This window comes from Acidimicrobiales bacterium, assembly GCA_016794585.1.
Lineage (GTDB): Bacteria > Actinomycetota > Acidimicrobiia > Acidimicrobiales > DATDAH01 > JAEUJM01.
In genome coordinates this window covers 60,900-83,717 of the sequence record JAEUJM010000015.1, presented here as the reverse complement: position 1 = coordinate 83,717, position 22,818 = coordinate 60,900, and the positions used below count along the sequence as shown (strand labels likewise).

At 72.8% G+C, this 22,818-nt stretch carries 21 protein-coding genes; 12 read left to right on the top strand and 9 right to left on the bottom strand.

Features of this window, described 5'->3' with window-relative positions:
- Nucleotides 1-5 precede the first annotated feature (5 nt).
- The 5 genes from JNK12_08240 to JNK12_08220 all read left to right on the top strand — a co-directional run bounded on the left by JNK12_08240 (nt 6) and on the right by JNK12_08220 (nt 4,860).
- Nucleotides 6-602 (top strand): RNA polymerase sigma factor, encoded by a 597-nt coding sequence (locus JNK12_08240; protein MBL8775905.1) that lies wholly within the window; start codon nt 6-8, stop codon nt 600-602.
- Complete coding sequence (locus JNK12_08235; GenBank protein MBL8775904.1) at nt 599-1,453, top strand: hypothetical protein; 855 nt, start codon at nt 599-601, stop codon at nt 1,451-1,453. The genes JNK12_08240 and JNK12_08235 overlap by 4 nt, the downstream gene beginning before the upstream one ends.
- Before the next feature lie 82 nt (nt 1,454-1,535).
- Entirely contained in the window at nt 1,536-2,420 is an 885-nt protein-coding gene (locus tag JNK12_08230) for an ATP-binding cassette domain-containing protein (protein MBL8775903.1), read from the top strand.
- Nucleotides 2,420-4,168, top strand: a complete 1,749-nt coding sequence (locus JNK12_08225; protein ID MBL8775902.1) for a hypothetical protein — start codon at nt 2,420-2,422, stop codon at nt 4,166-4,168. The genes JNK12_08230 and JNK12_08225 overlap by 1 nt, the downstream gene beginning before the upstream one ends.
- A 68-nt stretch (nt 4,169-4,236) precedes the next feature.
- On the top strand, nt 4,237-4,860 hold the full coding sequence (locus JNK12_08220) for a hypothetical protein (protein ID MBL8775901.1): 624 nt from the start codon (nt 4,237-4,239) through the stop codon (nt 4,858-4,860).
- A 52-nt stretch (nt 4,861-4,912) separates the two neighbouring features.
- Here the strand turns inward: JNK12_08220 and JNK12_08215 are convergent, their stop codons facing one another.
- Together JNK12_08215 and JNK12_08210 are read right to left on the bottom strand one after the other, a co-directional pair.
- Nucleotides 4,913-5,953, bottom strand: coding sequence for an aspartate-semialdehyde dehydrogenase (locus tag JNK12_08215; protein MBL8775900.1), 1,041 nt, complete (start codon nt 5,951-5,953; stop codon nt 4,913-4,915).
- 220 nt (nt 5,954-6,173) lie between these two features.
- Nucleotides 6,174-7,421 (bottom strand): aspartate kinase, encoded by a 1,248-nt coding sequence (locus JNK12_08210; protein MBL8775899.1) that lies wholly within the window; start codon nt 7,419-7,421, stop codon nt 6,174-6,176.
- A gap of 148 nt (nt 7,422-7,569) precedes the next feature.
- On the opposite strand from JNK12_08210, the gene JNK12_08205 reads away from it, so the two are divergent.
- The 3 genes from JNK12_08205 to JNK12_08195 all read left to right on the top strand — a co-directional run bounded on the left by JNK12_08205 (nt 7,570) and on the right by JNK12_08195 (nt 12,212).
- Nucleotides 7,570-9,000, top strand: coding sequence for an aldehyde dehydrogenase family protein (locus tag JNK12_08205; GenBank protein ID MBL8775898.1), 1,431 nt, complete (start codon nt 7,570-7,572; stop codon nt 8,998-9,000).
- A 125-nt stretch (nt 9,001-9,125) separates the two neighbouring features.
- Complete coding sequence (locus JNK12_08200) at nt 9,126-11,276, top strand: carboxypeptidase regulatory-like domain-containing protein (GenBank protein ID MBL8775897.1); 2,151 nt, start codon at nt 9,126-9,128, stop codon at nt 11,274-11,276.
- Nucleotides 11,277-11,336: 60 nt separating this feature from the next.
- Nucleotides 11,337-12,212: a peptidylprolyl isomerase gene (locus JNK12_08195; GenBank protein MBL8775896.1), complete on the top strand. Its 876-nt coding sequence runs from the start codon at nt 11,337-11,339 to the stop codon at nt 12,210-12,212.
- Between the two features lie 27 nt (nt 12,213-12,239).
- On the opposite strand, the gene JNK12_08190 is transcribed toward JNK12_08195, so the two are convergent.
- Nucleotides 12,240-12,902 (bottom strand): Type 1 glutamine amidotransferase-like domain-containing protein, encoded by a 663-nt coding sequence (locus JNK12_08190; protein MBL8775895.1) that lies wholly within the window; start codon nt 12,900-12,902, stop codon nt 12,240-12,242.
- On the bottom strand, nt 12,899-13,525 hold the full coding sequence (locus tag JNK12_08185) for a methyltransferase domain-containing protein (GenBank protein MBL8775894.1): 627 nt from the start codon (nt 13,523-13,525) through the stop codon (nt 12,899-12,901). The genes JNK12_08190 and JNK12_08185 overlap by 4 nt, the downstream gene beginning before the upstream one ends.
- Nucleotides 13,526-13,585: 60 nt before the next feature.
- Between JNK12_08185 and JNK12_08180 the strand changes: the two genes are divergently transcribed.
- The 3 genes from JNK12_08180 (at nt 13,586) to JNK12_08170 (ending at nt 16,125) form a co-directional block, all read left to right on the top strand.
- Entirely contained in the window at nt 13,586-14,440 is an 855-nt protein-coding gene (locus tag JNK12_08180; protein ID MBL8775893.1) for an NAD(P)-binding domain-containing protein, read from the top strand.
- A 114-nt stretch (nt 14,441-14,554) separates the two neighbouring features.
- Nucleotides 14,555-15,343: a hypothetical protein gene (locus tag JNK12_08175; protein MBL8775892.1), complete on the top strand. Its 789-nt coding sequence runs from the start codon at nt 14,555-14,557 to the stop codon at nt 15,341-15,343.
- Nucleotides 15,344-15,459: 116 nt separating this feature from the next.
- Nucleotides 15,460-16,125, top strand: coding sequence for a leucyl/phenylalanyl-tRNA--protein transferase (locus JNK12_08170; protein MBL8775891.1), 666 nt, complete (start codon nt 15,460-15,462; stop codon nt 16,123-16,125).
- Between the two features lie 250 nt (nt 16,126-16,375).
- On the opposite strand, the gene JNK12_08165 is transcribed toward JNK12_08170, so the two are convergent.
- The 3 genes from JNK12_08165 to JNK12_08155 all read right to left on the bottom strand — a co-directional run bounded on the left by JNK12_08165 (nt 16,376) and on the right by JNK12_08155 (nt 20,007).
- Nucleotides 16,376-16,936 (bottom strand): phosphatase PAP2 family protein, encoded by a 561-nt coding sequence (locus tag JNK12_08165; protein MBL8775890.1) that lies wholly within the window; start codon nt 16,934-16,936, stop codon nt 16,376-16,378.
- Nucleotides 16,937-17,113: 177 nt separating this feature from the next.
- On the bottom strand, nt 17,114-18,640 hold the full coding sequence (locus JNK12_08160) for a DUF1501 domain-containing protein (GenBank protein MBL8775889.1): 1,527 nt from the start codon (nt 18,638-18,640) through the stop codon (nt 17,114-17,116).
- A gap of 8 nt (nt 18,641-18,648) precedes the next feature.
- Nucleotides 18,649-20,007 (bottom strand): DUF1800 family protein, encoded by a 1,359-nt coding sequence (locus tag JNK12_08155; protein ID MBL8775888.1) that lies wholly within the window; start codon nt 20,005-20,007, stop codon nt 18,649-18,651.
- A gap of 180 nt (nt 20,008-20,187) precedes the next feature.
- Between JNK12_08155 and JNK12_08150 the strand changes: the two genes are divergently transcribed.
- On the top strand, nt 20,188-21,330 hold the full coding sequence (locus tag JNK12_08150) for an ATP-binding protein (GenBank protein ID MBL8775887.1): 1,143 nt from the start codon (nt 20,188-20,190) through the stop codon (nt 21,328-21,330).
- Between the two features lie 33 nt (nt 21,331-21,363).
- Here JNK12_08150 and JNK12_08145 read toward each other — a convergent pair whose 3' ends face one another.
- Nucleotides 21,364-21,765 (bottom strand): universal stress protein, encoded by a 402-nt coding sequence (locus JNK12_08145; GenBank protein ID MBL8775886.1) that lies wholly within the window; start codon nt 21,763-21,765, stop codon nt 21,364-21,366.
- 93 nt (nt 21,766-21,858) lie between these two features.
- Nucleotides 21,859-22,797, bottom strand: coding sequence for a hypothetical protein (locus JNK12_08140; protein ID MBL8775885.1), 939 nt, complete (start codon nt 22,795-22,797; stop codon nt 21,859-21,861).
- Nucleotides 22,798-22,818 lie beyond the last annotated feature (21 nt).

Below are 22,818 nucleotides of genomic sequence, written 5' to 3'. Positions count from 1 at the left end.
GAGGTGTGGACCGGAGGACCGACGTCGACCCCTCGTCGCCCTCCGACGCGTCGCTGCTGGCGGCCGTCGGCGACGGCGACCGGAGCGCCCTCGAGGTCCTGTACCGGCGCCACGCCCCTTGGCTCACCCTCCGCCTCGCCCACCGGTGCCACGACGAGGACCTCGTGGACCAGGCCCTGCAGGACACGTTCGTCACCGTCTGGCGCAAGGCCGGGACCTGGACCGGGGCGGGCGACGTCGGCGCCTGGATCTGGGGCGTGGCCATCCGGACCCTCATGGCCCGCATGCGTCCACGCTCCCCGCTTGCGGCTCGACTGGCCGGCCGGCGCAGCGAGCCGCTCGCATCGGCGGAGGACCTCGTGCTCACGGGCCTCCAGCACGGCGACCTCGGCCCGGCCATCGACCAGCTCTCACCCGAGCTGCGCTCGGTCCTCCAGGCCACCGTGCTCGACGGCCTCTCGACCAGCGAGGCCGCCCGGCTGCTCGGCATCCCGGTCGGCACCGTGAAGACCCGCGCGCGGAAGGCCCGCGAAGAGCTCCGGTCCGCTCTCGCCGCCTCGGCGCCGACCACCCTCCCCGCCCCCCGAAAGGCACTGCCGTGACGACCGCTCCGTGGCACCTCGACGCCGTCCAGATCGACGGTTACCGCACGGCCACGCTGGCCCCCTCGGCGCAGTCGTCGGCCGAGGCGCACCTCGAGACGTGCCCGGTGTGCCGGGCCGCCGTCGCCGGCGCCACCGACGGGTGCCTCGCCGGTCGCATCGAACGGACCTGGGCCGAGACCGCCGCCCGCATCGACGCACCCCGGCCGCGCTGGCTCGAACGCATCGCCACGACCCTCGGTGTCCCCGACCACCTCGCCCGCCTGATCGGCGCGAGCGCCGGCTTCCGGACGGCGTGGTTCGCCTCCCTGGCCGTGGCCGTCGTCGCGGGCCTCGCCGTGGCCGGCGGCGGGATGGGGCCCGTCCCGTTCCTCCTCCTGTCCCCGCTGGTGCCCGTCGCCGGAGTGGCGGCCGCCTTCGGCGGGCTCGGCCACGCCGCCGACACCCGCTCGCTCGAGGTCGCGACCCCCTACGGCGAGGTCCGCCTGGTCCTGGTGCGGACTGCCGCCGTGACCGCGACCTCGATCGTGGTGCTCGGCCTGACCACGCTCGCCCTGCCGTCGACCGGTCCCGACGCAGCGGCGTGGCTCCTCCCGGCCCTCGCCCTCACCGCCACGACCCTGGCGCTCGCGACCCGACTCGCACCCGAACGCGCCGCGGCGACGGTGGCCGTCGGCTGGCTGGCGCTCATCGCCGTGCTCGCCGCCGAGCTCCCCCGCTCCCGCCGTCCCACGGCGGCCGAGCTCGGCGCGCTCACCGTGCCGATCCAACTCGGCGCCGCCGCCCTCCTCCTCGCGTCGACCGTCGTGTTCCTCCGCCGCCGCGACCGCCTCGACCTGCCGCTCCGATGACCCGCACGCGCCGCTGCCCGCACGTCCGCCCCGCACCGCCCCGCCGGGCGGACGGCCCACTCCCTCGTCCCCGGAGGATCCCGTGACCACCACCGTCCGCATCGACGCCCTCGAGAGGCGCTTCGGCTCGCTCCGTGCGGTCGACGGGGTGTCCCTCGACCTCGGGCCCGGCATCACGGGCTTCCTCGGGCCCAACGGGGCCGGCAAGACCACGCTGCTGCGGATGATGGCGACGGTGCTCGCCCCCGACGGTGGCTCGATCGAGATCCTCGGCCATCCGACGTCGACCTCACGCGACCGGGAGGAGATCCGTCGCCGGCTCGGCTACCTGCCGCAGGAGCCGGGCTTCCACCGGAGCTTCACCGCCTTCGAGTTCGTGGACTACGTCGCCATCCTGAAAGGGCTCACCGACCGCCGGCGACGCCACGACGAGGTGCGCCGCGTGCTTGCGCTCGTCGGGCTCGAGTCCGTGATGCACAAGCGCATCCGGAAGCTGTCCGGCGGCATGCGGCGCCGCGTGGGCATCGCGCAGAGCTTGCTGGGTGACCCCGACCTGCTGGTGCTCGACGAGCCCACCGCCGGCCTCGACCCCGAGCAGCGGCTCCGCTTCCGGGAGGTGTTGACCGAGCGGGATGCGGCCCGCACGGTCGTGCTGTCGACCCACCAGACCGACGACGTCGCCGCGCTCTGCCAGCGCGTCGTCGTGGTCCTCGGCGGCGGTGTCCGCTTCGACGGCCGGCCCACCGACCTCACTGCAACGGCGGCCGGCCACGTCTGGGTCGCCGACCAGCGTGACCCGTCCGCCCAGCTCGCCTGGGCCGGGCCCGACGGTCGGGTCCGCCACATCGGGACGCCGCCAGCCACCGCCGAGCTGGTCGAGCCGACCCTCGAGGACGGCTACCTGCTGCTCGTCGGCGCCGAGGCGCTGCGCACCGACGGCTCGGCTCGCCCCACGAGGGCCGCGTGATGGAACTGCTCGTGCTGCTGGCCCTGCTCGGCGGCGGGGTCCTCGTCTACCGCCACGTGTCGGCGGATGCCCGCGGTCGCGACCTGGCATGGACAGGCCGGTCGGCCGACGGCACTCCGACCACGAACGCCGGCGCTCCCTACCGGAGCAACGACACGGCCCCGACCCTCGGGGTCGCCGCCGGGCTCTCGCGCATCGAAGCCCGCCGTCTGCTGGCCAGCCCACTGGTGTGGGTCGGGCTCGCGCTGGTCGGGCTGGCGTGCGTCACGGTCCTGGACAGCGGCATCCCCGACCAGAGCGAGTGGCTCAGCCTCTCGGGTCGCTTCATCCCGTTGCTGATCTACCCGTTGTGCGGGCTCGTGCTCGTCGCCGCCAACCGTGCCGCGTTGCGCCCGCGGCGGGACGGGACCATCGAGCTGCTGGACAGCCTCCCGACCCGACCGGGCGTGCGCAGCCTGGGCCTGATGGCCGCGCTGTGGGCGCCGGTCCTGGTGGGGGTCGGCGCCACCGCCGCGCAGACCGTCAGCGTCTGGTTCGGGTCCGGCAAGGACTCGGGCGCGGGCCTGTGGTCGCGCTCCGAGCTCGACCTCCCGTTCGCCGACATCGGCATCGCGAACCTCTTCGGCGCCGTCGTGCTGGTTGCCTGCGGCGGCGTGCTGGGCATCGCTCTGGCCCGGCTGCTGCCGTGGGGGCTCGTCCCCATCGTCGCCGTGGTCGTCATCGGCGTCGCCACCGGCGTCCTCGGCGGCGACGACCTCCCCGGCATCGTCGGGTCCCTGGGTCCGGTCGCCAACGGCGGCGACCTGCCCTCGTTCCTGTCGCCGGTGGCCCAGGGGTGGCACGTCGTCTACCTGCTGGGGCTCGGGACGATCGCCGTCGGCGCGGCGTTCCTGCTGGACGGCGAGCGCCGGTGGGGCGCCTGCGGCCTCGCCGCCGCCGCGGTGCTCGTCGCGGCTTCGCTCGTCGGCCTGAGCCGCACCTACGCCGGCGACACCGCCCAGGGCCTCGCCGCCCTGATCACCGATCCGGCCCCCCACCAGCGGTGCCTCGAAGGGGACGGGGTCACGGTCTGCCACTTCCCCGAGCTGGACGAGATCGCCGCTCGATGGGTGTCGCTCGCCGAGCCGGTGCGCGCCGCCGCCCCCGCCGGCGTCATCGACGGCCCGCTCGAGATCCAGACCCGCGTGTCGGACGAGGAGATCGGCCAGCTGGCGGCACCGGTGCGCGACGAGCTGGACCGTCGTGGCGACTCGTTCCCCTGGACCGACGAGCCCGGGATCCATCCGGACCTGCGCTGGGACGGCGGCGACGCGCTGCGGGCCATGCTCGTGGCCCACGGGCTCGTCGGCCTGCCAGAGGCCGGCGCCCCTCCCGTCGAGCCCTGCTTCGCCGGCGGCCAGGCGCGGTCGGCCGTGGCGGTCGCACTGGCCGGCCGCGGCCTGCGCCTCGACGAGCGCGACACGCTCCGGGCGCCCCCGCAGGGGCCCTACGGCCTCTCGAGCGTCACGAACTTCGTGGAGGCGGACTGGGAGGTCGACAGCGAGCCCGCGGTGGTGCACGCCGAGAGCGACCTGGCGCTGGGGCGGGCCTTGCTGGAACGACCGGTCGACGAGGTGCGTGAGGTGCTGGCCGCCGACTGGTCGACCTGGGTCGACCCCCGGACCCCGACGGAGGAACTGGCCGCCGCCTTCGGCCTGACCGCGCGTCCGCCGACCCGTGGGCCCGGCGAGCTGCGACCGTGTCGCTGAGGCGCAGCGACGGTCGACGCCGTCCTGCCACCACCCGGCGTGGGTCTCCCAGAGGTCGTCCGGGTCGAGTGGTCGACCTGGTCGTCCCGACCGCCCGCGCGTCGCGTCTGCCCGTCGTGGCCGGCGGGCCCGCGCTCGGCCTGGCCCTGCTCGCCGCCCTCTCGCTCGTGCAGGACGCCGGGGCGTTGCTCCTGGTGCTGGTGGGCCTGGTCATCGTCGCCCCCGTCGGCTACCTCTTCGACGATGCCGCAGCGGACCTGTTGGCCGCTTCGCCCACGACGCTCGCCCGACGCCGGGTGGCGAGCGTGGCGCTCGGGGCGCCGGTGCTCCTCCTCGGCTGGTTGGTCGCACTCGACCGGGCCGCCTTCCTCGACGGGTACGCGTCCCTGCCACTGGCGGCCCTCTCGGCCGAGATCCTCGCCCTCGGGTGCGCCACGCTGGCCATGGCCGCCGTCGCCGCCGGTCGCGGCGACCGGTCCCCCGGGCTCTCGGCCGCCATCGGTCTGCTGGTGCTGGTGGCCGCCCTCTTCGTCCTTCGCCAGGCGGTCCCGCCGCAGTGGCCGCTCCCGGAGCTGCAGCCCGACAGGCACCATCGCCGCTGGTGGTGGGTGACGGCGGCGGCGCTCGCCGCCATCGCCTGGACCAGCCGCGACCCCGCGGCGCGGCGGCGTCCGCGTCCCCGCCGCTCCTGATCGAGGGCGCCGGCAACGGACCGCCCCGGACGACCCCGGACGGCCCCGGCGGTCAGAGGACCAGCAGGGTCTCCGCGATCTGGATGGCGTTGAGGGCGGCGCCCTTGCGGAGGTTGTCGCCGCTGAGGAACAGCGCGAGGCCGTGCTCGACGGTGTCGTCGCGGCGGATGCGACCCACGTAGGTGGGGTCCTGGCCGGCGGCCATCAGGGGCGTGGGCACGTCGGCGAGGACGACGCCGGGGGCCTCGGCCAGCAGCTCGCGGGCCCGGTCCGGCGTGATGGGGCGCTCGAACGACGCGTTGATGGCGAGGGAGTGCCCGGTGAACACCGGCACCCGCACGCACAGCCCGGACACCGGGAGGTCGGGCAGCTCGAGGATCTTGCGGCTCTCGTGGCGCAGCTTCTGCTCCTCACCCGTCTCGCCGAGGCCGTCGTCGATGAAGTCGCCGGCGTGAGGCAGGACGTTGAAGGCGATGGGGCCAGGGAAGACCTGCGGCTCGGGGTAGTCGACCGCGGCGCCGTCGAGCGCGAGGGCGATGGCGCGGTCGGCCACCTTGCGGGTCTGCTCATCGAGCTCGCTCGTCCCGGCGAGCCCGCCGCCGGACACCGCCTGGTAGGTGCTGATGGTGAGGGTGCGCAGACCGGCCTCGTCGTGCAGCGCCTTGAGGGGCGCCATTGCCACCATGGTCGTGCAGTTGGGGTTGGCCACGATGCCCTTGGGGATCGAGCGCAGTGCGTGGGCGTTGACCTCGGGCACCACGAGGGGCACGTCGGGGTCCATGCGCCACGCCGACGAGTTGTCGATCACGATGGCGCCGGCCGCCGCCACCTTGGGGGCGAGCTCCTTGGAGGTGGTCCCGCCGGCGGAGAACAGAGCGACGTCGACGCCGCTGAAGTCGGCGGTGGCGGCGTCCTCGACCACGACCTCCTTGTCGCCCCAGGCGAAGGTGCGGCCCGCCGAACGGCTGGAGGCGAAGGCCCGCAGCGAGGCGACGGGGTAGCCCCGCTCGGCGAGGATGTCGAGCATCACGCCGCCGACCTGGCCGGTGGCCCCGACCACGCCGACGTTGACACCGGATTGCGCGTCGAACATGCCCCTCAGGCTACGGCCTGCCCCCGCCTCCGCCCCAGCGCATTACCCACCGCTCCACTTCTGGTAGCTGCCTGGCTACACCAGCGTCGCCAACTCGTGACCAGAACGACCGTGGTCTGCTTCTGGTAGCTGCCTGGCTACACCAGCGTTGCCAACTCGTGACCAGAACGAGCGAAGCGCGAGCCGGCGTCGTCGGTTGACCGCCGGAGGCGGGCAGCGCCTACGACGAACCGGATGGCGAAGCCGCTCCGACGGAGGAGGAGCCAAGCCCATACGCGTCGTGGAGGACCACGACGGCCTGCTCGAGCTGCTCGGCGGCGATGACGCACGAGATGCGGATGGCCGAGGTCGAGATCATCTCGATGTTGATGCCGTTGCCGGCGAGGGTCTCGAACATCGTGGCCGCCACCCCGGGGTTCGACTTCATGCCGGCGCCGACGACGCTCACCCGGGCGATGCCGGAGTCGGCGGTCACCCCGGTGGCGCCGATCTCCTCGGCGAGGCCCTCGGTGATGGCGAGGCTGGTGCCGAGGTCCTCCTTGGGCGCCGTGTAGGAGATGTCGGTCACGCCGTCCTCGGACACGTTCTGGACGATCATGTCGACGTTGACGTTGCTGTCGGCCAGCCGCCGGAACAGCGAAGCGGCGATGCCGGGCCGGTCGGGGACACCGGTGATGGTGACCTTGGCCTCCGAGTCGTCGTCGACGACGGCCGAGATGATGGCGTGCTCCATGGACTCCTCCTCCGTCACCCAGGTGCCGACCTCCCAGGTGAAGCTGGAACGCACGTGCAGGCGCACGTGGTGGTTGCGGGCGAACTCGACCGAGCGCATGGCGGGCTTCGGGCACCCCGCCGCGGTCATCTCCAACAGCTCGTCGAACGAGATGTGGTGCATCTTGCGGGCGTCAGGAACGAGCCTCGGGTCGGCGGTGAACACGCCGGACACGTCGGTGTAGAGCTCGCAGACGTCGGCCTCGAGGGCCTCGGCGAGCGCCACCGCGGTGGTGTCCGAGCCGCCCCTGCCGAGGAAGGTGACGTCGCGCTCGGTGGACACGCCCTGCGAGCCGCCGACCACCGGCACACGGCCGGCGGCGAGGGCGTCGGCCACCCGGTCGGGCTTCACCTCGAGGATCTTGGCGTTGGTGTGGTTGGTGTCGGTCAGGAAGCCGGCCTGACTGCCCGTGAACGAGTCGGCCGGGACCCCCATGGCGTGGAGGGCCATGCACAGCAGGGCGGTGGCCTTGCGTTCGCCGGCGGTGATGAGCATGTCCATCTCGCGCCCGGGGCGGTTCTCTCCCGAGACCTCCTCGGCCAGGCGCAGCAGGTCGTCGGTCTCCTTGCCCATCGCGCTGACCACGACGATGACCTCGTCGCCGCGGCGGTGGCTGCGGGCGATCTGCTCGGCCACGGAGCGCATGCGCTCGGGATCGGCGACGGACGTCCCGCCGTACTTCTGGACCACTCTCATGGGTGCCTTACCCTCGGCTCTTCGGCGGACGCCTCGTCGCGATCGTCAAGGCTCGCTCGTCCCTCGCTCACCGCACATGGCGACCCATCATGGTCGTTCGAGGGCGCTCCCCACACCTCGAATCCAGCGGGAGCGGCAGACTGAGGCCATGACCACCGTCACCTCGTACAACCCCGCGCGGCCCGCCGAGGTCCTCGGCGAGTTCCCCAGCGCCGACGCCGCCGCCGTCGACCGGGCGGTGACCGCCGCCGCCGAGGCCCAGCGCTCGTGGGCGAAGGTGCCCGTCCCCCTGCGGGCCGACATCATCGCCGAGGCCGGGCGCCTGCTCGCGGGCCGCAAGGACGAGCTCGCCGCGCTCGTCAGTCAAGAAGCGGGCAAGGTCCTCATCGAAGGCGGCGGCGAGGTGCAGGAGGCCATCGACATGGCCGCCTACGTCGCCGGCCAGGGCCGGTCGGCCTTCGGCGACGTGGTGCCGTCCGAGCTCCGCAACAAGATGGCGTGGACCACGCGCATCCCCGTCGGCGTGGTCGGGATGATCACGCCCTGGAACTTCCCCATCGCCATCCCGTCGTGGAAGTGCTTCCCCGCCCTGCTCGCCGGCAACGGCATCGTCATCAAGCCGTCCGAGCTGGCCCCCGTGTGCGGCGAGGCCTTCATCGAGGTGCTGGCCGAGTCGGGCGTGCCCGAGGGCCTCATCCAGGTCGTCCACGGCACCGGCGAGACCGGCGCCGCCCTCACCACCCACCCCGGCGTGGGCGCGGTCAGCTTCACCGGCTCGGTGCCCACCGGCCGGAAGGTGGCCGCCGCGGCCATGGAGACCGGCCCCCGCCTCGTCTCCCTCGAGCTCGGCGGCAAGAACGCCATGATCGTGCTCGACGACGCCGACCTCGACCTCGCCACCGACGGCGCCCTCTTCGGCGCGTTCGGCAGCTCGGGCCAGCGCTGCACGTCCACCTCCCGCCTCGTGGTGCAGCGGGGCATGGCCGCCGAGCTGATCGATCGGGTGGTGGCACGCGCCGCCGAGCTCAAACTGGGCGACCCCGTCGATCCGACCACCGACGTCGGCCCCGTGATCACCCGCCAGAGCGCCGAGCGCATCGCCGGGATGCTCGACGCCGCCGTGGCCGAGGGCGCCACGATCGCCGGCGCCAGCGGCATCACCGAGGTGGACGGCTGCGACGGCGGCGCCTTCTTCCGTCCCACGGTCCTCGCCGGCGTCGCCCCCGAGCACCGCATCGCCCGGGAGGAGGCCTTCGGGCCGCTGCTCTCGGTCATCGAGGTCGACTCGCTCGACGCCGCCGTCGACATCGTGAACCAGGTGGAGTACGGCCTGTCCGCCGCGGTCTACACCCGGGACATCAACCGCGCCCTGCAGGCCGTCGACGGCATCGACACGGGCATCTGCTACGTGAACGCCCCGACCATCGGCGCCGAGATCCCGCTGCCGTTCGGCGGCACCAAGCACACCGGCAACGGCTTCCGCGAGGCCGGCGCCCGCGGCATCGAGCAGTTCAGCCAGGTCAAGACCGTCTACGTCGACTACTCCGGCCGCCTCCAGCGCGCCCAGATCGACACCTGACACCGGGTCCTCCTCCGTCGGAGCGGCTTGGCCACCCGGTCTCCATCCGAACGCCTCGCGGAGCGTCGGTGGGCGGCTCGGTCGCCGATCTGACATCGTGTCGACACCGAGGGACGGGGAGGATCATGATCAGACGTCGTTCGACGGGCCGGATCCGGCACGCACTCCTCGTGGCGACGGCGCTCGTGGCGGTCCTCGTCGTCCCGGGGCCGGCGTCGCCGGCGGTCGCCGACGGGAACGAAACCCCGGATGCTGCGCCGGCGAGCCGATCCATCAGCACCGGCTACGGGCACTCCTGTGCGATCTTCAGCACGGGAGTCGTGCGCTGCTGGGGTGCGAACGGCGTCGGTCAGCTCGGCAACGGCGCCACCGGGAGTCAGGGCACGGTCCCCGAGCAGATGCACCTGGGCCTCCCCGACACCGCGCTCGGCACCGGACGCACCGCCACCGCCATCACCGCCGGCGGCAACCACACCTGCGCCCTCCTCGACGACGGCACCGTCAAGTGCTGGGGCCTCAACGACAAGGGCCAACTCGGCCTCGGCGACACCGCCAACCGCGGTGACGGCCCCGGCGAGATGGGCGACACCCTCCCCACCATCGCCCTCGGCACCGGACGCACCGCCACCGCCATCACCGCCGGAGCGCTCCACACCTGCGCCATCCTCGACACCCAGGCGGTCAGGTGCTGGGGCGAGTCGCTCCACGGCCGCCTCGGCCTGGGCGACACGGAGGACCGCGGCGACGAACCCGGCGAGATGGGCGACCTCCTCCCCAGCGTCGCCCTCGGCGCCGGACGCACCGCCACCGCCATCACCGCCGGCGGCAACCACACGTGTGCCCTCCTCGACGACGACCACGTCAAGTGCTGGGGCCTGAACAACGTCAGCCAGCTCGGCATCCCGGGCGTCTACCGCGGTGACCAGCCCGGCGAGATGGGCGACGCCCTTCCCCCCTTGAACCTCGGCTCGGCCCACACCGTCGATGCGGTCACCGCCGGCGAGTTCCACTCCTGCGCGCTCCTCGACGACGGCGCGGTGAAGTGCTGGGGCGACAACAACTCGGGCGAGCTCGGCGTCGGCGACGCCGCGGACCACCTGGCCGAAGGCGACGCCCACCGCGCCGCCGCCTTCCTCGGCCCGGCGATCCTGGGCAACATCCGCGGCTCGGGCGGCGAGGGCCTGGACGGCGGCCTGGTCGCGGCGCTGCGGCCCGACGAGTTCTCCGTGGCGGGTGGAGCGGGCGCCGACTCCAACGGCATGTTCGCCTTCGCCGTCCCGCCCGGGACCTACTACCTCTACGGCATCGAGCCCACGGGCGCGTACAAGCCGGGGTTCCACGGTGACCCGTACGAGATCGTCGTCGGGACCGGAACGACCGTCGCCGGGCCGACCCTGGCCCCGAGCGGGGGCACCGTCGCCGGCCGCGTCACCGAGCTCGGGTCGGGCCAGCCCTTGGCGGGCGCCCTGACCATGTCGCTCAACGCCCTCGGTGGACCCGAGGCCGCCGCCACCACGAACTCGAACGGCGAGTACGCCATCGGCGCTCTGCGCAACGGGACCCACTACCTGGTCACCGTCGATCTCAGCGGTGCCCACGCGCCGCGGTTCCATCCGAGCGCCGGCGACGTCCCGAGCTCCACGCCGGCGGTGACCACCGCTGGGGCGACCACGACGTCCGACGCCGTCCTTCCGGCCCAGGCGCCGCCGGGCAGCGCCGCCGCCATCGTCGGGAACGTGACGGACACCGCGGGCCAGCCGCTCTCGTCCGTCCTCGTCGCCGCCCTGCGGGCCGACACGTACTCGCTGGCGCGCGCCACGCGCACCAACGCCAACGGCGGCTATTCGCTGCCGCTCAGTCCCGGGACCTACCGCATCGGCTTCATCGACCCGACGGGCCTGCACGAGCGGGAGTGGTTCGACGACCAGCCGGTCGATCGCCTCGACAACTCGGCCGTGGTCGCCGCCCCGGGGACCGCGAGCGCCGCCCTGCGGCCGACCACCGGCTCCCTGCGCGGCACCGTGAGCGACGACGTCGCGGCCGTGGGTGGCGCATGGGTCGTCGCCATCGGCCCGTCGGGCATCGCCGGAGCAGATACGACCGACGTCGACGGCGACTACCGGATCGACGGCCTGGCCCCGGGGAACTACCGCGCCGCCATCGTGGACCCTGCCGCCGGTCGGGCCCTCTACTGGGACGGCGCGTCCGTGTACGACGAGGGCACCGTCTTCCCGGTCACCGCCGGTCAGGTCGCCCCCGTCGATCCGACCCTCTGACCGAGGCCGTCCGCACCCGCGATCTGGGCCGACGACGGCGAGGCGATAGCTTTCCCCGCCGTGGGTACTGAGAAGCGGGAACGCCAGAAGCAGGCACGACAGGCACGGATCGAGGCTGCCCAGGCCGAGCAGCGCAAGCGGGCGCAGCGCCGGCGCTACCTCACCTTCGGCATCCTCGGTGTGGTGGTGCTCGGCGCCATGTTCGCCTACTCGACCTTCGCCGGAGACGACAGCGAGGACTCGGCCTCCGATTCCACCACGACCACCACGGCGGCGGACCAGCCCGCCGACGCGCCCTTCGTCTACGGCGACGGCGAGTGCGCCCCCGACACCCCGCCGGCCGAGCCCGTGCTCGACTACGCCGGCGCCTTCCAGGACTGCCTCGACCCGGACGCCACCTACACCGCGGTGTTCGACACCAACCAAGGCGAGATCCGGGTCGACCTGAACACCACCGACACCCCCGGCACCGTCAACAACTTCGTGAACCTGGCCCGCAACGGGTACTACGACGGCACCGAGATCTTCCGGACCGACACCTCGATCGGCATCATCCAGGGCGGCTCGCCCCACACGAACGACGCCAGCGACCCGGGCCCCGGCTACACGATCCCCGACGAGGGCGACGGCTACACCTACGCCCCCGGCCAGCTGGTCATGGCCCGGTCGGCCGGCCCCGACAGCGGCTCGGCGCAGTTCTTCTTCGTCGGTACCGACGCGGCGTCGGCCCTCGACGGGCAGGGCACCTACGTCGTGTTCGGCACCACGGACGAGGCCGGCATCGAGGTCATCAACTCGGTGCTCGCCCTCAACGAGGACGACCCCGAGAGCGGCCTCGGCGGCGCCCCCAGCGAGACCGTCACCATCAACTCGGTGACCATCGAGGAGTCCGGGGCCTCAGGCGACGGCGACTCCACCACGACCACCGCCGGCTGAACAACGAGCGGCCACCGGCCGCCGCGGTCAGGGCAGGACGGAGAGGACCTGGGGCTGGCCGTCGACGAAGACGGCCACCTCGCCGGCGCCGGCGATGCGCCACGTGCCGTCGGGGTCTCGGATGAGCGCGGTGCGGTCGTCGATGCCGGCGATGGGCAGGCCCCGCGGCGCGAGCTGGATGGTGCGGTGGGCCTTCTCCCGTGACCAGTGATCGTGGTGCGGGATGATCGCGAGGCCCGGGAGCAGGCCGAGGCCCACGGCGAAGGCGCCTCCGCGCGGATCGACCATCGGGTCGCAGAGCACGCGGGCCGCGCCACTCGAGGCGGCGAGCACCGCCCCGCCCTCCCAGGCGGCCACGAGCGCGTCCCACACCGGGGAGTCCTTGAACACCGAGCGCAGGTGCATCGACGAGCCGCCGGTGACGTAGACGAAGCGGGCCGCGGCCACCGCGTCGACGTGCTCCTGCAGCAAGGCGTCGGGCCGGCGAAGCACGTCGAGGCCGCGGACCGAGGCACCGAGCCCTTCGAACCACGTCGTGGCCGCGGCGACCTCCCGATCGGGGTGCTCGTACGCCGCGGCGGTGGGAAGCACCACCACCTCGGTGCCGCCGCTGGCGGCGAGCAGCTCGGCGTCGAAGGTGCAGCCCTCGGTGAAGGCTTCGCCGCCCACGAGGGCGAGGGGTCCGGTCACGGGTGCTCCTCGGAGGGATCGTCGGTGGCGCCGGGATCGTCGGCAGCGGGTTCGGCGAAGTCGGCGGGTCGGCGGGTGGCGGCACCCAGGACGAAGGTGCGGATGGGCCAGACGACCGGCGGCATGTTGATCCTCTCGATGTCGACGATGGTCAGGTGGTTGGCGCGGATGGCCAGTGGGAGGTCTCGGTCGATCTCCCAGCCGGACACGAGCCGCACCATCGGGCTGGCAGCCGAGCGCAGCCGGTGGCCGAAGCCGGGCTGACGGACGGGCTCGAGGAACAGTAGACGGCCTTCCGGGGCCAGCAGTCGACGCACCGCAGCGAGCTCGGTGGGCAGATCGGGCGCCGCGGCGAGGTGCAGGACCGAGACGACCGTGTCGTACGAGCCCTCGGCCTCGTGCTCGGCACCCGGTTCGTCACCGAGGGCCACCGAGGCCGCCGACCGGGCCCGGACCACCTCGTCGGCGTTCTTCAACAGGTCGGCGTCGGTGCCGTCGCCGAGGTCGAGCACCCGTCCCGTGGCCCGCACGAGCAGGCGCCGACGCTGCTCACGGAGCACGGCCCGGGCCACGGGCGGCAGGGCCCGCAGGACGCCCGAGGGGAACGTCGGCAGGGGATCCACGGCCGCGACACTACCGGTGGGCTTTGGAGTCGGCGGGGGGGCGATCGGTAACGTGCCGCCATGACGATCAAGAAGGTTGGGATCCTCGGCTCGGGCATCATGGGTGCCGGCATCGCCGAGGTGGCGGCGAAGGCGGGCCACGAGGTGGTGCTGCGGTCGCGCAAGCAGGAGACCGCCGACGACATGTTGGCGACGCTCGAGAAGTCGTTGGCCCGGCAGGTGGACAAGGGTCGCCTCGAGGCCGCCGACAAGGACGCCACGCTCGCTCTGGTCACCGCCACCTCGCAGATGCACGCGCTGGCCCACTGCGACCTCGTCATCGAGTCCGTGGTCGAGGACCTCCAAGTGAAGCAGCACCTCTTCGCCGAGCTCCACGACGTGTGCAGCGACTACACCATCCTCGCCACCAACACCTCGACCCTCCCGGTGATCGAGATGGCCATGGTCACCGACCGCCCCGAGAAGGTCTGCGGCGTCCACTTCTTCAACCCGGCGCCGGCCATGAGCCTCGTCGAGATCGTCCGCCCCCTCACCGCCTCCGACGAGACCATCGAGTCGGTCAAGGCCTTCGCCGCCGCCTGCGGCAAGGACCCCGTCGAGGTGAAGGACCGGGCCGGCTTCATCGTGAACGCCCTCCTCTTCCCGTACCTCAACAACGCGGTGCGGATGATGGAGAACGGGACCGCCAGCCGCGACGACATCGACACCGCCATGAAGGGCGGCTGCAACTTCCCCATGGGTCCGCTCGCCCTGCTCGACCTCGTCGGCCTGGACACCTCGCTGTCCATCCTCGACGCCCTCTACGACGAGTTCCGCGACCCGAACTACTCGGCCATGCCGCTGCTGCGACGCATGGTCGCCGCCGGCCAGCTGGGCCGGAAGTCGGGCGTCGGCTTCTACGACTACCGCAAGTAGCCGCTCACCCCTGGAGGGCACCGGATCCCGGTGCCGGTTCGCCTGCGGTTCCCGCGCGGTTCGGTGACCGCGGTCCGAAGCGGCACGGCACTGGGTAGACAATTCGGCGTGGGGATGCGACGCCAACGCACCGAGGAGACCCGGTCGGCGAGCGAGCTCGTCGCCGGGGCGCTCGCCGAGGACGACCTGGGCGGCAGCCGTCGGGCGCGCACGAGCGCGGCGCTGCGGGCGCTCGCCCGTGACGCCCGCCAGGCCGGGAAGAAGGCCGTGTCGAACGGGCAGTGGCTCACCGAGACCACTGCCGGGCTGGCCCAGCACCTGCCCGTCCGAGACCAGGCCACCCTCATCGCCCACCACCAAGGCAAGACGGGGCCCGAGCTGGCGGACGCCCTGATCCGCAACGCCGGCATCGCCAGCGGTGCGGTGGGCGGCATCGCCGGCGCCCTCATCGGCGCCGAGGAGCTGATCCCCCACACGTGGGCGACGGTCCCGTTCGAGCTGGCCGCGGAGACGGCCCTCGTGGTGGCCATCGAGATGAAGCTCGTGGCCGAGCTCCACGAGGCCCTCGACCGGCCCATCCCCGCCACGGGCGCGCAGCGAGGCCTGCTCGTGGCCCAGAGCTGGGCCGAGAAGCGCGGCGTCAACCCGCAGGACCTCGTCCTCGGCGTGGGCGCCGCCGACATCTTCGGGCGCCAGGCGCGGGTGACCTTGACGGTCGCCATCCGCCGGCGCCTCACCCACCGCCTGGGTCGCAGCCTGGCGACGCTCATCCCTCTGATGGCCGGGGCGGTCGCCGGCGCCGTGCTCAACCGGCGCGCCACGGTCGCCATCGGCCAGACCGTCGCCGCCGACCTCGACCCCCGGTTCGTGGTCGCCGGCGAGGTCATCCCTCTCACGGCGTAGCCGCTCGTCGATCCCGGTCAGGGCGGCGCTCCACGCCCGGCGCCCGACCAGGCCGGTGGGCACCGGTAGCGTGACCGGCGGTGTCACCGCTGGAGCCCGACCCCACGCCCTGGGACCTGCCCGACCCGCGCTGGGCGCCCGAGGGCGACGATCTCATCGGCCTCGGTGCCGACCTCGAGCCCGGCACGCTGCTGGCGGCCTACCGCACGGGCTTGTTCCCCATGCCGACCCGGCGCATGCCGCTGCCCCGATCGGGTCGGTCCGGTCGCGCTGTCGGCTGGTGGTCCCCCGACCCGCGCGGCGTCCTCCCCCTCGACGGCCTGCGCCTGACCAAGTCGCTGCGCCGCTCCGTGCGCCGCTACGAGGTCCGCTACGACACCGTGTTCGAAGATGTCGTGGTGGCGTGCGCCGACCCGACCCGTCCGCACGGCTGGATCTCGGCCGACATCGTTGCGGCCTACCGCCGCCTCTTCGAGCTGGGCTGGGCCCACAGCGTCGAGACCTGGTGCGATGACGAGCTCGTCGGCGGCCTCTACGGCGTGTCCATCGGCGGGCTCTTCGCCGGCGAGTCGATGTTCCACCGGGCTCCGGACGCGTCGAAGGTTGCGTTGGTGGGTCTCGCCGAGCTGCTCACCGCGGCGCCCGGAGCCGGCACCCGCCTCCTCGACGTCCAGTGGCTCACCCCCCACCTGGCCTCGCTCGGCGCCGTCGAGCTCTCCCGCCCGGACTACCTCGACCGCCTGGCCGCCGCCCTCCCCCTCCCCGACGCCTTCACCCCCTGACGGGTCCGTCGACGATCGGATGTCGCGACGACTCACGCTCGGCGCACCTCACGAGAAGGGCCGCGACGAAGGCCGCGAGGGCCACGTCGGCGGCCACATCGAGCCGCTCGCCACGGAATGTGGTCTTCCGGCGCTCGCACGCGCTGAGAACGGCGGCTCTGGAGCAAATGGCAGTCACCGGTGACTGCCATTTCCTCCACCTCGCCCTCATCCGGGCCCGACCACCACGGTCAGTGGCGACGACCCGTCGTCAGCGATCGCGGGGGCCGAGGCGCCGGCCGGCGAGGCCGATGGCGGTGCCGATGGCGAGCCCGCCGACGACGTCGGAGGCGTGGTGGTCCCGGACGTGGACCCGGCTGGCGCCGATGACCAGGGCGATGGCCCACCAAAGCGGCCAGAGTCGGGAGCGCTCGGAGAGGATGGTGGCCATGCACGCCGAGGAGGCCGAGTGGCCACTCGGGAAGCTGGCCGAGGTCTGGACCCGGATCTTGTGGACGTGCTCGCCCTCGAACTCGGGGCGTGCCCGCTTCACCGAGGGCTTGACCAGACCGTGCACCACGGCGGTCTCGACGCCCAACCAGATGAGCACCCGAAGCGCCTTGCGTCGACTCGCCGGCCGCAGCGCCAGAAGCGCGGCGACGGCCAGCCAGATGCGCCCGTCCTCGCCGACGATGGTGGCGCCGTACATCACCCGGTCGACGAGCGGCCGTCCCCGCAGCGGGGCGAAGGTCTCGTCCACCCGGTCGTCGAACGCGGCGACCGCCCGCAGCGCACCACCGGGCGAACCCTCGAACTCCAGCGCTCCCGTCACTCCTGCATCCTGCACCGCCCAGGTGGCATGCGGGCGAACGCCCGATGACACGCGCTCCGATCCGGGGCGACATGTCACGACGAACGGCCCGCTCCCCAGCGCTCGACGGATGAGCGGGGACAGGACCCCGGAGCCGGGCCCTTGTCGCTCCCATCGAGAGCGCGGCGACGACCGCCTTCAGATCTGGGCGACGACGTACGGTTCGACGGCCGCCGGGACGGCGGGGTCCGCCGGCGGGACCGACGCACCATCGGCGCCGAAGGCCTCCGCTCCGCTCGGGACGGCAGGCGCGCCGACGGCAGCCGATTCGGCGCCGGCGAAGACGCCGAGGTCGGCGAAGGGCTGGCCGCTCTCGTCGCGTCCCTGGGCCTCGTCGGTGAGGTTGGGGTCGCCGCCGAGGCGGTTCAGCACGGTGGCGTACACCGAGCGGAAGTCGACGGTGGCCACCATCGAGTCGGCGTCGCGCGCTGCCGGGGCGAGGCTCGGGGCCTGGCCGTAGAACCCACCCTGCACGCCGCCGCCCACGATGATCGTGTCGGTCGCCTGGCCGTGGTCGGTGCCCTGGCCGGCGTTCTGGATCACCTGGCGACCGAACTCGCTCTGGATCACCACGAACACGTCGCCAGCCCGGGGGCTGCCGTCGATGAGCGAGAAGAAGTGGGCCAACCCGGCGTTCAGCAGGGTGAGCCGGTCCCAGTGGTTGTACGGCTGGCTGCCGTGGGTGTCGAAGGCGCCGAGGGTGGCCACGTAGGTCTGGCAGGGCACGTTGCCCAGGATGAGCGACGCCGCTGTGGCCAGCTGGCCGGCGAGCGACGCCGAGCCGCCGCTCTGGCCCAGCTTCGGGACCGCTCGCGCCGTCGTCGACGCCTGGCGGGCGAGCTCGAGCGCCTCCGAGGCGGTGCCGACCTTGTTGAGCGCCGACGAGTCGGCCTCGCCGAAGGCGCTCACCTCGGAGAAGAAGCGGTCACGGTCGGGGACGTTCGAGGCGATGAAGTTGAAGGTGTCGAGATCGTCGATGGCCACCGAGGGGCTGTTCACCGAGGCCAGGGACTGGTGGGTGCCGGCCAGCGACACCGCGCCGAGAGGCTGGTGTGGGTTGACGAGGTCGTTGTAGCGACCCAGCCAGCCCGTGTTCATCAGCGAGCCGCCGAAGGCGCCGGCCCACCGGAATGCCATGGCCGCGAAGTGGCTCATGTCCCGGACCACGTTCTCGCCGGTGCCCTTGACGATGGCGACGTCGCCGTTGGTGTGCCAGCGGTTGGCCAGGAAGGGCAGCGCCCCGTGCAGGGCCCACTGTCCGTCGAGGTCGAGGGCAGGGGGCAGGTAGTCGCCGGCCGGGGGCGGGCCGTACGGGCGGGCGGTGACCAGGCGGGTGATGCCGATGCCCGGCCGGGCCGTGCGGTAGTGCCCGGTGGTGGTCGGGACCGCGAAGGGCACGACCGTGTTGAGGATGTCGTTGGCGCCGGCGAGCTCGACCACGACCACGATGGGCGTGCCGGGAGGCAGGGTGGTGCCGAACGCCGCGGCGGCACCGGCGAGACCCGACGCGCCGGTCAGGCCAGACAGGCCGGCGGCGCCGGCCGCCTCCGGGCCGAGCAGGCGCACGGCGGATCCGGCCGCGAGCACGCCGGCAACCCCCTGGAGGAACGAGCGCCGGGTGAGGCCGGACCGGGAGGGTCGGGACGGGGTGTCAGGAGGTGCCATCGGATCTCTCAGTTGGCCAGGAACTCGGGGGTGAGCAGGACGAGGTTCAGCAGCGCCGCCGCCCGGGCCGGCGTCCACGATCCGGCGGTGGCGTAGTCGTTCAGCGCGGCATGGGTGCGGGGCGACACCGGGGTCAGCCCGGCCTGCTTCATCACGAAGGTCGCGGCCGTTGCGGCCGTCGCCCGGGTGTGGACCTTCGTGACCATCGGGTTGATCGTCCCCACGATCGACCCGTCCCAGGTGAAGCCGCGCATCGCCATGTGGTTGGCCACGTCCGACCACGAGTGCAGGTTCGTGGCGTTCAACCACTGGTCGCCCTTCGGCCAGCCCGACACGTTCGGCGGGGACCAGGGTGTCTGCGCCATGCGGGCGAGGAACCACGGCAGGTTGATGTCGGACCCGAGCCCCGGCCAACCGAGCAGACGGGCCGCGGCCACGAGGCGCTCGACCGGCGTCTTGGTGCGGTTGAAGATGGCCTGGTCGGACAGGAACTCGGGCCGCTTCGCGATGGCCTTCACCACCCGCTTGATGTTGCCGTCCGTGCCCCACGACGCCGACAGGGCCGTGACGACGGACGGTGTCGCGCTGAGGCCGGTGAAGTCGCGGTAGAGGCGGGCGACGGCGTACCGCTTCCACGACGGGTGGGCCACGATGGCGGCGAGCACGTCGTCGAGGTCGGCGGCGCCCCGGGCCGCACCGAGGAAGGTCTTCGGCCCGTTGTCCCACTCGCCGGCATCGAAGTAGCTGGTGCCGTCCCCCCAGTCGTAGCGCCATCCCGAGAGCGCCCGGGACACCTCGATGACGTCGGTCTGGGTGTAGTTCTGCGCGCCGGTCACCGGGTCGACCCGACCGAGGCAGAACAGCTCGAGCAGCTCCCGCCCCAGGTTCTGGTTCGGGTGCGCCTTCGTGTTGCGGTCGGCGGTGAGGTACTTGATCATCCCGGGGCCGGTGATGACGTCCCGGACCAGCTGGCGGTAGGTGGCGGTGCCCTTCAACGCGCCACGCAGGCTGGCCACGTACTTCCGCATGTCCTCGACGTAGACGCTGTCGGCGATGCCCACGACCAGCAGGCCCTGCAGCGTCCAGGTCAGGCGCTCCTGGAGCGGGTTGTAGTTCGGCGAGGTGGTGGCGCTGCCCGTCGACGACGGGCCGAAGGCCATCAGTTCGAGTTGGCGCTGGGCGTGGCGGTTCTGATCGGCCGACGCCACCGGAAAGCCGGCGGCGTCGAACGGCGTCAGCGGCTTGCGGAACAGCGCCTTGACGAGCTCGCCCGTGCCCATGGCGATGCCGGCGTTGATCTCCTTGCGCACCGCCCCGAAGCCCAGGCGGCGCCAGATGTGCGCCACCTGCTCCTCGACCGTTGCCATGGAAGCAAGCATCGACCCCCGCGGCGCCCGGGTGAAGAGTGGCGCCTACTCAACTTCGCCCGCGTGACTACTCAACTTCCGCCGGCCGGAGGCCCGACCTCATGCAGTCTCGGCCTTGGCCCGTTGTCGACCGCCTGTGGAGCTCCTTGTAAATCCAAGGGTAGATGTTAGGATTTCACGATGGTCGAGCGCCGGTCCGCCGCCTCCCGGGTGCGAGCCGCGCTCGACCGGGCGCCGGTGGTCGTCCTGACCGGGCCACGCCAAGCGGGCAAGACCACACTGGCGCGAGCCGTCGTCGACGCTCCCGAGGTCAACTTCTTCGATCTGGAGGACCCGCGGGACGATGCTCGGCTCGGTGCGCCGACGCTCACCCTGCCCGGCCTCGACGGCACGATCGTCATCGACGAGGCCCAACGCCGCGACGACCTCTTCCCGATCCTGCGGGTGCTGGTCGACGAGGACCGACGCAACGGGCGGTTCCTCGTGCTCGGCTCGGCCTCCCCCGACCTCGTCGGCCTGGCCGCCGACAGCCTCGCCGGCCGCGTGGCCCTCGTCGAGCTGACCGGCCTGGAGCTCGTCGATGTCGGGGCCGGTGCGCTCGACCGGCTCTGGGGCCGAGGAGGCCTCCCGCTCTCCTACCTCGCCGAGACCGAGGAGCGCTCCGTCGACTGGCGTGAGGACTACGTCAGGTCGTTCCTGGAGCGCGACCTCGCCAACCTCGGGGTCCGCATCCCCGCCACGACGATGCGGCGCTTCTGGACCATGGTCGGCCACTTCCACGGCCAGACCTGGAACGGCGCCGAGATCGCCCGGAGCCTCGCCGTGTCACAGCCGACCGTCCGCCGCTACCTCGACGCCCTCACGGACGCACTCGTCATCCGGCAGCTCCAGCCATGGCACGCGAACATCGCGAAACGTCAGATCCGGTCTCCCAAGGTCTACGTCCGCGACACCGGCCTCCTGCACCGGCTGCTCGGGATCGACGACCACCAGGATCTGCTCGCCCACCCCAAGCTCGGCGCGAGCTGGGAGGGCTTCGTCATCGAGCAGCTGCTCGTGCGCGCCGACGTCCGCGACGCGTGGTTCTGGGGCACACACGGTGGCGGCGAGATCGACCTGCTGGTCGACCACAGCGGCGAGCGCATCGGCGTCGAGGTCAAGCGCACCGACGCCCCGCGCCTGACACCGTCGATCCGCAACGCCATCGATGACCTCGCGCTGGACCGAGTCCTCGTCGCTCACGCCGGCCGCGACCGCTTCGCTCTCGCGCCTCAGGTCGAGGCGGTCGGCGCCGCCGAGCTCCTCACGAAGGGCCTCTCCTGAACGGCGCGAGCGCCGACCCGAAGCGGGGTGCGGTCAGGTGGTCTTGGCGATGAGCACCGCGCAGGGGGCGGTGTGGGCCACGTCGTTGGGGACGCTGCCGAGGACCCGGCCGGCGCCCTGCATGCGCTTGTTGCCGACGACGATCAGGTCGGCGCCGACGTCCTCGGCCACCGACACGATCCCCTTGGCCACGTCGCCGGGGATCACGTGAGTGGAGCACGGGACGGTCCCGACGCCGACGAGCATGGCCTCGAGCGAGCGCTCGGCGTCCTTGCGCTCGGCCGATTCGGGGCCGGCGTCCTTCGCAACCGAGGTCACCAGATGCAGGTGGGCGCCGGTGGTCCGGGCCAGCTGCGTGGCCTGCTCGACCGCCGCTCGCGCGCTGTCGGACTTGTGGGCCCCCACGACGACGTTGCTGTACACGTCCACCCCCATGCTCTGGGCGGCCGCTGTTGTCCGCCCCTCGGGTGCGACCCTACGACGACCGTCCGCCCGCTGCCTCATGACATCGGGCACACCGCCGGCCGCTCAGAACGCCTTCTTCTTCGCCTTCCAGGTCTTCGGGTCGTACTCCATGGGCGGCACGAAGAAGCCGTAGCGCCGGCGGCGGACGTGGCGCTGCCAGAAGCGGTCGGCCCGCAGCATGCGGTTCATCAGCGACCAGGTCTTGACCTCGCCGTCGTAGTGCTTGCGGGCTTCATCGATGGTGATGGGACGGTCGACGACCCGGTTGCACTCCTCGATGACCTGGGGCACCCAGGCGTCGAGGTCGTTCTTGTAGAGCAGGCCGCAGAGGTCGACGAGGGCGAAGCGGGTGTCGCAGTAGCGGGAGATGGCGCCGGGCAGCTCCTTGCGGTACGTGCCCTTGGCCAGCGCCGGCGCCGCCTTCAGGAAGATCTCGAGGTCGACCTCGACGTCACCCTTCTCGTCGACCATGAAGGGCGTGGTGACGTCGATGTAGCGGTGGCTGCCGTCGACCCACGCCCAGTTGGTGATCTGGGCGTCGATGCCCCGTCGGTCGGTGGTGAAGCCGGCGACGAGGTCGACCACCGTCTTGATGAGCGGGTGGCCGTCGGCGGGATCGGCGGCGGCCAGGACCTGGTCACCGAGGCAGGCCTTCTCCACGACGGGCTGGATGACGAAGCCGGTGACGCCGCCACCCGGCCCCTCGGAGGGGACCGACCGCACCTCGGTGTCGACCACGGCCACGCCGGCGTGGCGCATCTGATCGACGTAGTCCACGACCAGCGCCTTGTGGCGCTCGAAGTCCGCCTCCGACGCGTTGGGGGGCAGCCGCTTGCACACCACCCGGGGCGCGTCGGCGGGCACGCCGAACACCACGGCGGTGACGCCGTAGCCCATGATCTTCAGCCGGTCCTCGCCCTTGCCGTCGAGGGCCCGGCCGACATCGGCCTCGAGCTGGACCAGCTCGTCGTCGGTGATCATCCCGCCGTCATCGCTCGCCATGACCGGAGATCATCCCACTCT